Annotated in this window: 11 protein-coding genes and 1 pseudogene; 8 read left to right on the top strand and 4 right to left on the bottom strand. The window is 38.1% G+C overall.

Going from position 1 to position 14,453, the window contains the following annotated elements; genetic code table 11:
* Positions 1-17 precede the first annotated feature (17 nt).
* The 5 genes from Q0Q99_RS10040 to Q0Q99_RS10020 all read left to right on the top strand — a co-directional run bounded on the left by Q0Q99_RS10040 (position 18) and on the right by Q0Q99_RS10020 (position 6,427).
* Entirely contained in the window at positions 18-569 is a 552-nt protein-coding gene (locus tag Q0Q99_RS10040; RefSeq protein WP_293895167.1) for a DUF6252 family protein, read from the top strand.
* Positions 570-788: 219 nt separating this feature from the next.
* Positions 789-3,239, top strand: a complete 2,451-nt coding sequence (gene lon, locus Q0Q99_RS10035; RefSeq protein ID WP_293895164.1) for an endopeptidase La — start codon at positions 789-791, stop codon at positions 3,237-3,239.
* Positions 3,240-3,369: 130 nt separating this feature from the next.
* Positions 3,370-4,401: a type IX secretion system protein PorQ gene (gene porQ, locus Q0Q99_RS10030; RefSeq protein ID WP_293895161.1), complete on the top strand. Its 1,032-nt coding sequence runs from the start codon at positions 3,370-3,372 to the stop codon at positions 4,399-4,401.
* Between the two features lie 15 nt (positions 4,402-4,416).
* Positions 4,417-5,109 carry a (d)CMP kinase gene (gene cmk / locus Q0Q99_RS10025; protein WP_293895158.1) on the top strand — a complete coding sequence of 231 codons (693 nt, stop codon included), beginning with the start codon at positions 4,417-4,419 and terminating at the stop codon, positions 5,107-5,109.
* Between the two features lie 64 nt (positions 5,110-5,173).
* Positions 5,174-6,427: a nucleoside permease gene (locus Q0Q99_RS10020; RefSeq protein ID WP_293895155.1), complete on the top strand. Its 1,254-nt coding sequence runs from the start codon at positions 5,174-5,176 to the stop codon at positions 6,425-6,427.
* A gap of 69 nt (positions 6,428-6,496) precedes the next feature.
* On the opposite strand, the gene Q0Q99_RS10015 is transcribed toward Q0Q99_RS10020, so the two are convergent.
* Positions 6,497-6,748, bottom strand: coding sequence for a hypothetical protein (locus tag Q0Q99_RS10015; protein WP_293895153.1), 252 nt, complete (start codon positions 6,746-6,748; stop codon positions 6,497-6,499).
* An 89-nt stretch (positions 6,749-6,837) separates the two neighbouring features.
* Here Q0Q99_RS10015 and rpsA point away from each other — a divergent pair, with 89 nt between their 5' ends.
* Both rpsA and Q0Q99_RS10005 read left to right on the top strand, forming a co-directional pair.
* On the top strand, positions 6,838-8,610 hold the full coding sequence (rpsA, locus tag Q0Q99_RS10010) for a 30S ribosomal protein S1 (RefSeq protein ID WP_293895151.1): 1,773 nt from the start codon (positions 6,838-6,840) through the stop codon (positions 8,608-8,610).
* A gap of 179 nt (positions 8,611-8,789) precedes the next feature.
* The gene (locus Q0Q99_RS10005; protein ID WP_293895149.1) at positions 8,790-9,356 is read left to right on the top strand and encodes a fasciclin domain-containing protein; all 567 of its coding nucleotides are present in this window, start codon (positions 8,790-8,792) and stop codon (positions 9,354-9,356) included.
* Positions 9,357-9,820: 464 nt separating this feature from the next.
* Here Q0Q99_RS10005 and pheT read toward each other — a convergent pair whose 3' ends face one another.
* The 3 genes and pseudogenes from pheT to Q0Q99_RS12905 form a co-directional block, all read right to left on the bottom strand.
* Positions 9,821-12,244, bottom strand: coding sequence for a phenylalanine--tRNA ligase subunit beta (gene pheT / locus Q0Q99_RS10000; protein WP_293895147.1), 2,424 nt, complete (start codon positions 12,242-12,244; stop codon positions 9,821-9,823).
* A 215-nt stretch (positions 12,245-12,459) separates the two neighbouring features.
* A pseudogene (locus tag Q0Q99_RS09995) lies at positions 12,460-13,413 on the bottom strand (ATP-dependent DNA helicase RecG); the annotation flags it as partial.
* Positions 13,403-13,522: a prepilin-type N-terminal cleavage/methylation domain-containing protein gene (locus Q0Q99_RS12905; protein ID WP_367175035.1), complete on the bottom strand. Its 120-nt coding sequence runs from the start codon at positions 13,520-13,522 to the stop codon at positions 13,403-13,405. The gene Q0Q99_RS12905 and the pseudogene Q0Q99_RS09995, both read right to left, overlap by 11 nt.
* A gap of 319 nt (positions 13,523-13,841) precedes the next feature.
* Here Q0Q99_RS12905 and dps point away from each other — a divergent pair, with 319 nt between their 5' ends.
* Positions 13,842-14,342 carry a DNA starvation/stationary phase protection protein Dps gene (dps, locus tag Q0Q99_RS09990; protein WP_293895144.1) on the top strand — a complete coding sequence of 167 codons (501 nt, stop codon included), beginning with the start codon at positions 13,842-13,844 and terminating at the stop codon, positions 14,340-14,342.
* Positions 14,343-14,453 lie beyond the last annotated feature (111 nt).

Raw genomic sequence — 14,453 nt, 5'->3', positions numbered from 1 at the left:
TATTTATAATAACCGTTATGAAAAATATAAAATTATTAGCAGGGATATTTTTGATTTTAACCGCTTTCACTTTCAGTTCATGTGAAACAGAACCAATTGATAGTGCAATCAATTTAGATGATTTTGGTAATCACACAGGCGGCGGCGGAGCAGGTACTTTTACCGCAAAAATAGGAAGCGATGTTTTTAATGCACAACAAATAATAGCTCAATTGTCAGGTTCTGCCTTTGGTCCTGAAATAAATATTGTCGGTATGATGCCTAACGGAAAATCCATGAGCATTCAGTTGATTAATCCTGCAGTGGGAACTTTTACTGCCAATACCAATTTTGAAACTTTATTGTTTTTTCAATATACTGAAGATTTGACAGGAACTAATGCTTTTAGTTCTTTTAATTCAGTAACGAGTACATCTGCCGGTACAGTGACAATAACAAAATACGATGTTGCAGCGAAAAAAATATCAGGAACATTTAGTTTTACTGGTTATAATTCGTCAAGTGCCTCAAACGTAAGACAGATTACAGAAGGCATTATAAATAACGTAACCTTTACGGTTGCGCCATAATAATTACACAAAAAATAAAAAAAATCCGCCATTTTGGCGGATTTTTTTATGGCATAATACTTGACTTATCTGCGCGCTAGTCGATAATATCTGTTTACATATCGATTTTACCAAAAATCAAGTGTCATACATCGATTTTAATTTATCAGATGAAAAAGATGTTCTACATTTGTTTAGCATTGAATAATTTCTAATGTCTATTTGACTTAATTACACACCATGTCAATCCGTAATATTATATCTTTCGAAAATTTGTCACTGCAGGAATTCGATACTGAAACCGATTTGATTCCCCTTTTAACGCCCGAAGATGAGGAAGAAATGAATAAGGAGGAGTTACCCTCTTCATTGCCAATTCTACCATTACGTAATACCGTTTTATTTCCGGGAGTCGTGATTCCCATTTCGGCAGGACGGGACAAATCCATCAAACTTATTAATGATGCCAACGCCGGAAATAAAATTATTGGTGTTGTGGCTCAAAAAAATGAAGAAGATGAAGATCCAACCAAGAATGATATTTATTCCGTTGGAACCGTAGCACAAATTCTCCGTGTTTTAAAAATGCCTGATGGAAACATTACCGTTATTCTGCAAGGAAAAAAACGTTTTGCCATTGATGCCGTTACTTCTGAAAAGCCATATCTTAAAGCCACCATAAAAGAAGTTGAAGAAAAACGTCCGGGTAAGCACGATACCGAATTTCAGGCAATAATTGACTCGACTAGAGAATTAGCAATTCAAATCATAAAAGAAAGTCCAAATATTCCAACCGAAGCCACTTTTGCTATTAAAAATATAGAAAGTCAATCTTTCTTAGTCAATTTTGTTTCTTCCAACATGAATCTAACGGTTAAGGAAAAGCAGGATTTATTAATGACGAATGCTCTAAAAGAAAGAGCTTTAGAAACGTTGCGCTACATGAACGTTGAGTTGCAAAAACTGGAATTGAAGAACGATATTCAATCTAAAGTTCGTTTTGATTTAGACCAGCAACAACGGGAATATTTTCTGCACCAACAAATGAAAACCATTCAGGAAGAATTGGGTGGCGTTTCAAACGAGCAGGAAATAGAGGAAATGCGTCAAAAAGCCAAAACCAAAACCTGGGATCTGAAAACAGGAAAACATTTTGAGAAGGAGATTACCAAAATGCAGCGCATGAATCCACAAGCGCCTGATTTTGGTATTCAAAGAAACTATTTGGAATTATTTTTAGAACTTCCATGGAATCATTATTCAAAAGATAATTTTGATTTGAAACGGGCGCAAAAAATCATCGACCGAGACCATTTTGGATTAGAAGATGTTAAGAAAAGAATCATAGAACATTTGGCTGTGTTAAAATTGCGAAATGATATGAAATCACCGATAATCTGTTTAACCGGACCTCCGGGTGTGGGAAAAACTTCTGTGGGAAAATCAATAGCAGAAGCGTTAGGAAGAGAATACATCCGAATCTCCCTTGGTGGTTTGCGAGACGAAGCCGAAATACGCGGCCATAGGAAAACCTATATAGGAGCAATGCCCGGAAGAATTATTCAAAGTTTGAAAAAAGCAGGAACTTCCAATCCGGTTTTTGTTTTGGATGAGATTGATAAATTATCGAATTCGCATCAAGGTGATCCATCATCGGCATTGCTTGAGGTTTTAGATCCGGAACAAAACAGTGATTTCTATGATAATTTCCTGGAAATGGGATATGATTTGTCTAAAGTAATGTTTATTGCAACTTCCAATAATATGGCAACCATACAACCGGCTTTGAAAGACAGGATGGAAGTGATCAAAATGTCTGGCTACACCATAGAGGAAAAAGTAGAAATCGCCCGTCAGCATTTGTTTCCAAAGCAAATGAAGGAACACGGACTGAAACCAAAGGATTTAACTATTGGAAAAAAACAATTGGAAAAAATTGTTGAAGGTTATACCCGGGAATCAGGAGTTAGAAACTTGGAGCAAAAGTTAGCTCAGGTTATCCGAAACGCTGCAAAATCAGTCGCAATGGAAGAAGCGTATAATTTAAAAGTTACTGACGAAGATATTGTGAAAATTTTAGGCGCACCAAAACTAGCGCGCGATAAATCAGAAAACAATGATGTAGCCGGAGTGGTAACAGGTTTGGCTTGGACATCTGTAGGTGGCGATATATTATTTATTGAGTCTTTGATTTCATCAGGCAAAGGTCATTTGACTTTGACAGGGAATTTAGGAAATGTAATGAAGGAATCCGCAACCATCGCTATGGAATATATCAAATCAAATGCGGAGACTTTTGGTTTGGAATCGGAAATGATTTCAAAATACAATATTCATTTACATGTTCCGGAAGGCGCAACCCCAAAGGACGGACCGAGTGCCGGAATTGCCATGCTGACTTCGCTAGTTTCTCTGTTAACCCAAAAGAAAATAAAGAAAAATTTAGCCATGACCGGCGAAATAACCCTGCGTGGAAAAGTATTGCCTGTTGGTGGAATCAAGGAGAAAATTTTGGCTGCCAAAAGAGCTAATATAAAAGAGATTATTTTGTGTCATGAAAACAAGAGTGATATTGACGAAATCAAAGCGCAATATATTGAAGGGCTAACATTTCATTATGTAAAGGAAATGAGCGAAGTTATTGATTTTGCGTTGATGGATCAGAAAGTAAAAAACGCAAAAAAATTGTAAATATTTTCAAAAATACCAAGTAAGGCATAAGTAAATAACACTTATGCCTTTTTTGTTTAACTTTTTTTCATACCATATAAAATAATATCTTCGCATTTCCGTTATAGTATATAGCATAAGTCATTTTTTGATGTTAAAAAAAGCAATTTGTATTGGATTTTGTCTCACTAATTTGGTTGGTTTCGGCCAAGTTGGAGGAAAGTCAATATACCAATTTCTGAATTTAGTGACGTCACCAAGACAAGCGGCTTTAGGCGGAAAAGTAATTACACTTTACGACAGCGATGTCAATCAGGCACATTTTAATCCGGCCAATATTAATCCGGAAATGGATAACAAGCTTTCCTTAAATTATGGAAGTTATTTTGGAGAAGTTACCTATGGAACTGCTTCTTATGCTTACACTTATGACCGGCATGTGCAAACCTTTTTTGGAGGCGTGAACTATGTAAATTACGGGAAATTTGATGGTTATGACGAAAATGGACAGCAAACATCAAGTTTTACGGGAAGTGAAATCGCCTTAACTTTTGGTTATGGCTATAATATTCCAAATTCTGATTTTTATGTGGGAGCTAATGCTAAATTAATTAATTCCACCTTAGAAAGCTATAATTCATTTGGAGCCGCGGTCGATATTGGCGCTATGTTTATTGATACCCGCAACGATGTAAATTGGGCTATATCTATTCGAAACATCGGGACACAAATCACAACCTATGCAGACACACGTGAAAAATTACCATTAGAAGTTCTGATTGGTGTTTCGCAATTGATGGAAAATGTTCCAATTCGTTGGCACGTAACTTTGGAAAACATGCAGCAATGGCAATTGGCTTTTGCTAATCCCAATAGGGCACAAGGTTCGTTAGATGGAGGTTCAACTCCTGAAAAAGTTTCTATTTTTGGAAATGCTTTACGTCATGTTATTATTGGTGCTGAATTATTCCCCGATAAAGGATTTAACCTGAGAGTAGGTTATAATTTTAGAAGAGCCGAAGAATTGCGTATCTTGGAGCAACGAAATTTCTCAGGAATTTCGGTTGGTTTTGGATTAAAAATGGGAAATTTGAAACTTAATTATTCTTATTCACGATATACATTAGCAGCCAATACCAGTTTGTTTGGATTAACGATAGATTTTTCGGGCAACCGATATTAAACTAAATTTAAAATTTTGAAAAAGATTACCATTGCCATTGACGGATTTTCTTCTACAGGTAAAAGCACTTTAGCCAAACAATTGGCCAAATATTTAGGCTATGTATACGTTGACACTGGAGCTATGTATCGGGCTGTGACTTTTTTCGCAATGGAAAATGGTTATATAATGGCGGAATTTTTTGATAAACAAACCTTAATAAATAGTTTGCCTTCCATAAAATTGCATTTTGAATTCAATCCTGACTTGGGCTTTGGAGAAATGTATCTGAATAATGTCAATGTAGAAAGGGAAATCAGAACGCTTGATGTTTCCAATTTTGTAAGCCTGGTGGCAGAGGTTTCTGAGGTTCGTGCTAAATTGGTAGAGCAACAGCAGGAAATGGGAAGAGGAAAAGGCATCGTAATGGATGGCCGCGATATTGGAACAGTAGTTTTCCCAAAAGCGGACCTAAAGGTTTTCATGACGGCGAGTTCAGAAACACGTGCCCAAAGACGTTTTGAAGAGCTTAATAATAAAGGGCAAAGTGTTACTTTTGAGGAAGTTTTGAAAAATGTTGAAGGTCGCGATTATATTGATACGCATCGTGATGATTCTCCACTTAGGAAAGCCGACGATGCTATTGAAATTGACAATTCCTATCTCACCCGCGAGGAACAATTCTCTGCTGTTTTGGAAATGGTGGAAGAAGTAACGAAATCGTTGTAACTATTTGTTTTTCCCGATTTAAATAGTAGATTTACGTTCTATTTAACTAAATCAAAACTATTTTATGAGTATAAAATTCAGATTGACAGTAATGAGTTTTCTTCAATTCTTTGTTTGGGGAGCGTGGTTGATCACAATTGGGACTTATTGCATAAATGCAAAAGGATGGACTTTTTCAGAATTTGGCGCAATTTTTTCCACCCTTGCAATTTCTTCGATATTTATGCCCGCAATAACGGGAATAATTGCTGATAAATATATCAATGCCGAAAGGCTGTATGGAATTCTACATGTTTTATACGGATTGGTTTTACTTTACCTTCCGTCGGTTGTAGAACCAAATATGTTTTACTATGTTGTTTTATTGGCGATGATTTTTTATATGCCTACAATTTCATTATCTAACTCTATTGCCTATACTATCTTAAAAAATAACAAATTTGATGTGCTGAAAGAGTTCCCACCAATTAGAGTATGGGGAACAATTGGATTTATTATTGCGATGTGGGTAACAAATCTATCAGGGAATAAAGCTTCTGCAAATCAGTTTTATATTGCCGCAGTTTTCGCTATTATTTTGGGGATTTATTCGTTTACGTTACCAAAATGTCCGCCACAAAAATTAATCGCAAAAGACGCTACTTTGATTCAGAAGCTTGGATTAGATGCTTTTAAACTATTCGGAACGTATAAGATGGCGTTATTTTTTATCTTCTCAATGTTTCTTGGAGCAGCGCTACAGTTAACCAATATGTATGGAGATTCTTTTTTATCGAATTTTGAGAGCATACCCGAATATGCAGATTCATTTGGAGTCAAATATTCCACTGTTATACTATCAATTTCACAAATTTCTGAAACACTATTTATTTTGGCTATTCCATTCTTCTTAAAACGATTTGGAATCAAACAGGTAATGTTGATTTCAATGTTGGCATGGGTTTTACGTTTTGGATTATTCTCTTATGGAAACCCGTCTGATGGATTATGGATGATTATATTGTCTTGTATTGTTTATGGAATGGCATTTGATTTCTTTAATATTTCAGGTTCTTTATTTATTGAAACTACAACTGATTCTAAAATCCGCTCTTCGGCTCAGGGATTATTCATGATGATGACTAATGGATTTGGCGCATACGGTGGAAGCAAATTGAGCGGAATAATTATTGACACTTATTTTGTACATGATGGAGTAAAAGACTGGCATAATATCTGGCTTTCTTTTGCGGGCTACGCTTTAGTCATTGCGGTATTGTTCGCCGTAATGTTTAAGCACAAACATGATCCGAATGCCGTCGCGAATGTGAGTCACTAGCAAGTTTATTTTTATAATTGACCTGAGAGGTTTCCAAAACCTGTCAGGTCTTTTTTTGTTTCCAAAAATTCAATGAAAATCTGATCTAGCCCCCCGACCTGCCTGCCGGCAGGCAGGTTGCAGCAGCAACCATGTAGCGCGGATAGCGGGAATATGGAAACCAAGAATGCCCGAACCATTCGCTCCTGATTGCTTCGCTCCCCGAATGACATTATCAAATCTTTTTTCTTGCTTCTTTGCTCTTTTTTCTCGACAAAAATATTTTGTAATTAAGAAATTATGCTTACTTTTGCCAACCTTTTGGCGAAGAAGAGTTTCCATTAGGTATCAAACATTTATATATAAACACTGTTGTGTTTTTATCGCATCCAGAAACTCGAAGAACATAGCATACAAATTATTTTATCAGCATGGCTGTATTAAACAAAGAACAACAAGAGTTTTTAACAGATTTTAACTGGCACAATTACTCAGAAGGAATTGATCCTGTAGATGAGAAAAACCTACAAGAGTTTGAGGAATTAGTTACTAAAACTTTTATCTCAACAGATCAGGAAGAAGTAGTAGAAGGTGTTGTGGTTAGAATTACTGACAGAGACGCAATTGTTGACATTAACGCGAAATCAGAAGGTGTAATTTCATTGAATGAATTCCGTTACAACCCAGCTTTAAAAGTGGGTGACAAAGTTGAAGTATTGATTGACATCCGTGAGGACAAAACAGGTCAATTGGTATTATCTCACAGAAAAGCAAGAACTATCAAATCATGGGATAGAGTTATTTCTGCAAACGAAACAGGTGAAATTGTTACAGGTTTTGTTAAATGTAGAACTAAAGGTGGTATGATTGTAGATGTTTTCGGAATTGAAGCATTCTTACCAGGTTCACAAATTGATGTGAAACCAATCCGTGATTACGATGTATATGTAAACAAAATGATGGAATTCAAAGTGGTGAAAATTAACCACGAATTCAAGAACGTTGTTGTTTCGCACAAAGCGCTTATCGAAGCGGATATCGAAGTTCAGAAAAAAGAAATCATTGGTCAATTAGAAAAAGGACAAGTATTAGAAGGTGTTGTTAAAAACATTACTTCTTACGGTGTGTTTATTGATCTTGGTGGTGTTGATGGATTAATCCACATTACTGACCTTTCTTGGTCAAGAATCAACCACCCAAGTGAAGTTCTTGAATTAGATCAAAAATTAAACGTTGTAATCCTTGATTTTGATGATGAGAAAACAAGAATTCAATTAGGTTTAAAACAATTAAACGCTCACCCTTGGGATGCTCTTGATTCTAAATTAGCTATCGGAGACAAAGTGAAAGGTAAAGTAGTTGTAATCGCTGATTACGGTGCATTTATTGAAGTAGCTGAAGGTGTTGAAGGTTTAATCCACGTTTCTGAAATGTCTTGGTCTACGCACTTGCGTTCGGCTCAGGATTTCGTAAAAGTTGGCGATATTGTTGAAGCAGTTATCTTAACTTTAGACAGAGACGATAGAAAAATGTCTTTAGGTATTAAGCAATTGACGCAAGATCCATGGACAGATATCACAGCTAAATATCCTGTTGGTTCTAAACACACAGGTATCGTTAGAAACTTTACAAATTTTGGAATTTTTGTTGAATTAGAAGAAGGTATTGACGGGTTGGTTTACATCTCAGATTTATCTTGGACTAAGAAAATCAAACATCCATCAGAATTTGTAAATGTTGGTGATAAATTAGATGTAGTAGTATTAGAGTTGAATGTTGACGGACGTAAATTATCGTTAGGTCATAAACAAACTACTGCTAATCCTTGGGACAAACACGAAGAAGCTTACGCTGTTGGAACTATCCACAACGGAACTATCGCTGAGATTGTTGACAAAGGAGCTACTGTAGATTTCGGCGATGATGTTGTTGCGTTTATCCCAACACGTCACTTAGAAAAAGAAGACGGTAAGAAATTGAAAAAAGGTGAAGTAGCTGACTTTAAAGTTATTGAGTTCAACAAAGAATTCAAAAGAGTTGTAGCCTCTCACACCGCTATCTTTAGAGAAGAAGAAGAGAAAAATGTTAAGGCAGTTGCTGAATCAGTAGCTTCTAATAACAATGCTCCTGCTCAGACTCTTGGAGATAACAATGAAATCCTTGCCGGATTAAAAGCAAAAATGGAAAAGAAAGAGAAAAAATAATTTTCTGATTTCTTATTAAATAGAAACTCCCGATGAAAGTCGGGAGTTTTTTGTTTATAAAATTTAAAGACCGATTAATTTTATTACTACAATGTTAATTTTTTAAAAAATATCATCTTTACAAAAACCATAAACAAAGTACTGGCGTAAATGGCTATATAACTTTTAAAATAATAATTATGAAAACTAGAAATTTTTTAACTACTGCCTTTTTTGCCTTGACCATTTTTGCAACAACATCCATTTTTGCCCAAAAAGAGAAAACTGTAACCGTTGGAGGTGCTCCAATGTATCCATCAAAAAACATTGTTGAAAATGCAGTGAACTCTAAAGACCACACCACATTAGTTGCAGCCGTAAAAGCAGCAGGATTAGTTGAAACATTACAATCAAAAGGTCCTTTCACCGTGTTTGCCCCAACAAATGCCGCTTTTGACAAATTGCCAAAAGGAACAGTAGAAACATTATTAAAACCGGAAAATCTCAAATTATTGCAAACCATTTTAACCTACCACGTAGTAGCCGGGAAAATGAGTTCGTCTGATATTGCTGCAGCTATAAAAGCAGGAAAAGGAAAAGCAACTTTGAAAACAGTTAGCGGTGGAACGTTAACCGCCTGGATGAAAGGTTCAAACCTTTATTTGACAGATGAAAACGGTAATAGCGCGAAAGTTACTATTGCCGACGTAAATCAGTCTAATGGTGTCATTCATGTTATTGACGCTGTAGTTACCCCAAAATCATAATTTATACTTGTACTTCGAAACTATTTAGTGTAAATGAAAAAGTCTCCTTTTTTGGTTTGGGAGACTTTTTTATGTGACAATATTTAGCTGCTATCCCTTCGGAAGACAATGCAATCACCTCTGAAGAGTTATCATTTCAAAAATAAGGGATTGCAATCAGTAAATAAGGGAATGCATTCACTTCATGAGACATTGCAATGAGTAATTAAGGGATATCATATCTCTGGATAAGTAAATGCTATTCGTTCGGAAGAGATTGCAATCTGTAATTCAGAGAATGCATTGACCTCGGAAGGGATTACATTCTCTAAAAAGTGAATTGAAGGCTTACAAAAGAGAACTCACTTCTTTATTTAGAGAACTAGTTTCCTTCGGAAGAGGACTTCACCACAAACATAAAAAAACCAGACGATTGAAGCTGGTTAATGTGGTAATGGTTCGGTTATCCCGCCTCTAGTATTATGTTATTGCCTCAAACTCGCACCAATTTCAGCCTCTAAATTCTTCTGAAGCTTGCTCATGATTTTGTCAATCTGCTCTTCGGTTAAAGTTTTGGTGTTGTCTTGCAGCGTGAAACTTACGGCATACGACTTCTTACCATCCGGCAGGTTTTTACCTTCATACACATCAAATAAATTGATGTCTTTTAGCAACCCTTTTTCCGTTTGACGTGCAATTGTATAAATAGTGTCAAAAGCAACAGTATTGTCAACTAATAGCGCCAAGTCCCGGCGTACTTCAGGATATTTCGGTATATCGGTAAACTTTATTTTATTGCTAATTGATTTCAAAATCAGATTCCAGTTGAAGTCAGCGAAGAAAACTTCCTGCTTAATGTCAAAATGTTTTAGAATAGATTTTTTAACGGTTCCAAATTCAACCAAAGTATCGTTACCGCAAACAATGGTTATTCCTTCTGCAAACACATCCGATTCAACAGGTTTGTTTTGGATTTTGCAAACGCCTAAACGATTTAAAACGGAATCTACAAAGCCTTTAAACAAAAAGAAATCCGATGGTTTTTCAGCGGTGGTCCAACTTTCTGAAATCCTGTTTCCGGTTACAAAAAGTGTCAAATGCTTAGGCTCGTTATAGCCTGAAGGTAATTTGTGATAGGTTTTTCCAAATTCAAACAACTTCAAATCCGAATTTTTCCTGTTGATATTATACGACACAGCTTCTAAACCTGAGAACAACAACGATTGGCGCATTGCCGATAAATCATGACTCAATGGATTTAACATCATTACGTTGTATTCTTCTTTCAACATTTCGGATAATTTTATATATTCCGGCGTTGTCAAAGAGTTGGCCATCATTTCGTGAAAACCAAGAGAATTTAACTGCGTAGCAATAATATTCTGAACTTTATGATCTTCCGTTCTTGCTGAATTGGCAACCGTTGCATTCAGTTTTTTTGTAAAATTGATATTGTTGTAGCCGTAGACGCGAAGGATTTCTTCAATAACATCAACTTCACGCTGCACATCTACACGATACGAAGGAATTATCAACCCTAAACCCGCATCGGAAACACTGTTTACCTTAATATCTAAAGAAGCCAAAATTTTCTTAATGGTTTCCTTTGGCAGCTCTTGACCAATCAATTTGGCAGTTTTATCAAAATTCAGAAATACAGGAAAGTCTTCGATTTTTTTGGGATATATATCAACAATATCAGATGTGATTTCGCCACCGGCAACTTCTTTAATTAAAAGTGCTGCACGTTTCAAGGCAAATTCAGTGATATTCGGATCAATTCCTCTTTCAAAACGGAAAGAAGCATCGGTATTCAAAGCATGTCTTTTTGCCGATTTTCTAACGCTTATCGGATTGAAATATGCACTTTCAAGGAAAATAGAATTCGTGGTTTCGGTAACTCCGGAGCTTTTACCACCAAAAACACCAGCTATGCAAAGTGGCCCCTTTTCGTCACAAATCATTAAGTCTTCTTCGTGCAGGGTTCTTTCCACATCGTCTAACGTTATGAATTTTGTTCCGGCCTCCACTGTTCTCACAATAATTTTTCCGTTGATTTTCGCAGCGTCAAAAGCGTGTAATGGCTGCCCTAAGTCATGCAGAATATAATTAGTAACGTCAACGATATTGTTTTTCGGAGTCAAACCAATAGCTTTCAAACGGTTTTGCAGCCAGGCGGGAGATGATTTTACCGTAACACCCGAAATGGTAACGCCACAATATCTGGGCGCTAACTTACTATCCTTGACATCAACATCTATTTTGAGTGTTCTTTTGTCAATTCTAAACGTACTTACCGTCGGCGTGATTAATTCAATGCTGCTGTTTTTTTGCAACAAACTGGCGCGTAAATCTCTTGCAACACCATAATGCGACATAGCGTCAGCACGGTTTGGCGTTAAGCCAATTTCGAAAACCTCGTCATCCTCTATATTGAAAACCTTGGCACAAGGCGTTCCCGGTTTTAAATTAGCATCCAAAATCATGATTCCGTCATGGCTCGTTCCTAAACCTAATTCGTCTTCGGCACAAATCATTCCGTGACTTTCCTGTCCGCGTATTTTTCCTTTTTTGATTTCGAATTCTACACCATCTTTGTCAAATAATCTGGTTCCAATAGTGGCGACAGGTACTTTTTGTCCTTTTGCAACATTACTTGCCCCACAAACAATTTGAACTGGAGTTCCATCACCAAGGTCGACGGTAGTGATGTTTAATCTATCGGCATCGGGATGTTTTTCACAGGTCAGAACATGACCTACTACAACGCCTTCCAAACCACCACGAACCGATTGGTAGTTGCAAACAACTTCAACTTCCAAACCTAAATCAGTTAGTAAGGTCGCTGTTTCCTCTGATTTTAAATCTATTTTAATGAATTGTTTTAACCAATTGTATGAAATCTTCATGTGTGCTATTTAAGTGTGCAAATATAAACAATGATGCTCGCAGGAAGAAAGTTTTGAAGTGTTTTTTGTTAGTTTTCTTAATTAGGAGCACAGCTGCATTTGTCTTCAGGACGAATCCTCCCGCTGTCCGCGCTACACGGTAGCTTGCTCCCATCGGGGCTAGCGAGAACGTTCTACAATATCCGGAAGTTGCCTCCTTTGAACTGTCATGAACTTTAACTGATGTAATTCCAAATGTTTTTCTTTTTCGAAAGTTCAATAAAAACATTTCTTAGCGTTTGATGTTCAGGCAAAGTCATTGACGGATCTTTCTTCAAAAGTTTTAATGCCTCATTTCTTGCCACCATCAAAATATCCCTGTCTCTGACTAAATCAGCAATTTGAAGTTGTAAAATACCGCTTTGTTGTTTCCCCATAATATCGCCCGGACCACGAAGTTTCAAATCTACTTCGGCAATCTCAAAACCATCGTTAGTTTGACACATGGTTTCTAATCGTACTTTACTATCACTCGATAATTTAAACGACGTCATTAATATACAATAACTCTGTTCTGCGCCGCGACCCACACGACCTCGTAATTGGTGAAGTTGAGACAAACCAAAACGCTCTGCGCTTTCAATAATCATTACACTCGCATTTGGGATATTTACACCAACTTCAATCACGGTTGTTGCTACCATAATATTGGTTTTCCCTTCGGAAAAGCGTTTCATTTCTGCATCTTTATCGGCAGGTTTCATTTTGCCGTGAACAATGGAAATGCTGTATTGTGGTCCCGAACCGTCGGGAGGAAAATCTCTCGAAATGCTTTCGTAACCATCCATTAAATCCTTGTAATCCATGGTTTCACTTTCCTGAATCAGCGGATAAACAATATAGATTTGCCGACCTTTGGCAATTTCATCCTTGATAAATTTCCACACTTTTAATCGGTTGCTGTCATAACGATGTACGGTTTGAATTGGTTTTCTCCCTGGTGGCAACTCATCTATTACTGAAATATCCAAGTCGCCATACAAACTCATCGCAAGTGTTCGTGGAATAGGAGTAGCGGTCATGACCAAAACATGTGGTGGAATATCATTTTTTTGCCATAGTTTTGAACGCTGCTCCACACCAAAACGATGTTGCTCGTCAATAATTGCCAACCCTAAATTATTGAATTTCTAGGAAGTTTGGGATGGCAATGGCTGCCAGCAATGCGATGATCGCCACGACGATCATGATTTCGACGAGAGTGAAGCCCTTCGCCGATTGATGATATAATTTATGCATAATGCGAAGAATTTAGCTTCGCTCGCTCCGTAAGGCAAGGTCTTACAGCCGCCGGGTTCGATTTTTTTTGCTGAAACCTGCAATTCATGGGCTTTTTCAGGTCTGGCGCCGTCGCGTGGCGCAAGTGTGCGGCGAGGAATTGCGGCTGCGGTCGGAAAGCGCCGGTGGCAGATGCGGAAATTTGCCTTTGAAACTGCGTCAATCTTCGACGGAATTCCGCTCGCGCATGGAAGCCGGAGGCGGCGGTTTTTTGCACACCGTTCTTTTTTGAGCGCGATAAATCCAACGTTCCGCTTCGGACCGAATGCAAGATGGATTTATGAACGAAGACACTAAAATAGCGGTGTATTCCCGCAACGACTTGCCGGAACGGGTGCGCATGGAAGTGGCGGCGCTGCTTCAAGACCGGCTCGCGGATTGCATCGACTTGAAGCTGCAAGCCAAGCAGGCGCATTGGAATGTGAAAGGCCCGAACTTCATCGCGCTGCACGAGCTTTTCGACGAGATAGCGGAGGAGACGGAAGCTTACGTCGATCTCATCGCCGAGCGCATCGTGCAATTCGGGGGCGTGGCGGAAGGGACCGTCCGCGCGGTGGCTGCGAGATCGAGCATGCCAGAGTATCCGCTCGCCACGATCCACTGGCACAAGCATGTGGAAGAACTGTCCCACGCGCTCGCTTATTTCGGCGAACTCGCGCGCCAAGCTATAGAGCGCGCTACAAAACTCGCCGACGCCGACACCGCCGACATCTTCACGGAGATTTCACGCGGAATCGACAAATACCTCTGGATGGTGGAAGCGCATTTGCAAGAGGGATAGCGCGGAGCAGAGAGGATAGATGATAGAAAGAGCCTGCGCGCCGCCGCCCTTCCTATCATCTATAAACTCTCCGCCGCCGCTCACTTTTTAGCGGCTCGCTCTCACGCCAGC

Source organism: Flavobacterium sp., assembly GCF_025352425.1.
Classification (GTDB): domain Bacteria; phylum Bacteroidota; class Bacteroidia; order Flavobacteriales; family Flavobacteriaceae; genus Flavobacterium.
This window is presented reverse-complemented; position numbering and strand designations above follow the sequence as displayed.

Bases quoted from the DNA above. Each gene is read 5' to 3' on its own strand.
- Q0Q99_RS10005 (WP_293895149.1), top strand. From the start codon at position 8,790: ATGAAAACTAGAAATTTTTTAACTACTGCCTTTTTTGCCTTGACCATT.
- rpsA (WP_293895151.1), top strand. From the start codon at position 6,838: ATGGCTGTATTAAACAAAGAACAACAAGAGTTTTTAACAGATTTTAAC.
- Q0Q99_RS12905 (WP_367175035.1), bottom strand. From the start codon at position 13,522: ATGCATAAATTATATCATCAATCGGCGAAGGGCTTCACTCTCGTCGAA.
- porQ (WP_293895161.1), top strand. From the start codon at position 3,370: ATGTTAAAAAAAGCAATTTGTATTGGATTTTGTCTCACTAATTTGGTT.
- lon (WP_293895164.1), top strand. From the start codon at position 789: ATGTCAATCCGTAATATTATATCTTTCGAAAATTTGTCACTGCAGGAA.
- Q0Q99_RS10015 (WP_293895153.1), bottom strand. From the start codon at position 6,748: ATGGAAACTCTTCTTCGCCAAAAGGTTGGCAAAAGTAAGCATAATTTC.
- dps (WP_293895144.1), top strand. From the start codon at position 13,842: ATGAACGAAGACACTAAAATAGCGGTGTATTCCCGCAACGACTTGCCG.
- Q0Q99_RS10040 (WP_293895167.1), top strand. From the start codon at position 18: ATGAAAAATATAAAATTATTAGCAGGGATATTTTTGATTTTAACCGCT.
- Q0Q99_RS10020 (WP_293895155.1), top strand. From the start codon at position 5,174: ATGAGTATAAAATTCAGATTGACAGTAATGAGTTTTCTTCAATTCTTT.
- pheT (WP_293895147.1), bottom strand. From the start codon at position 12,244: ATGAAGATTTCATACAATTGGTTAAAACAATTCATTAAAATAGATTTA.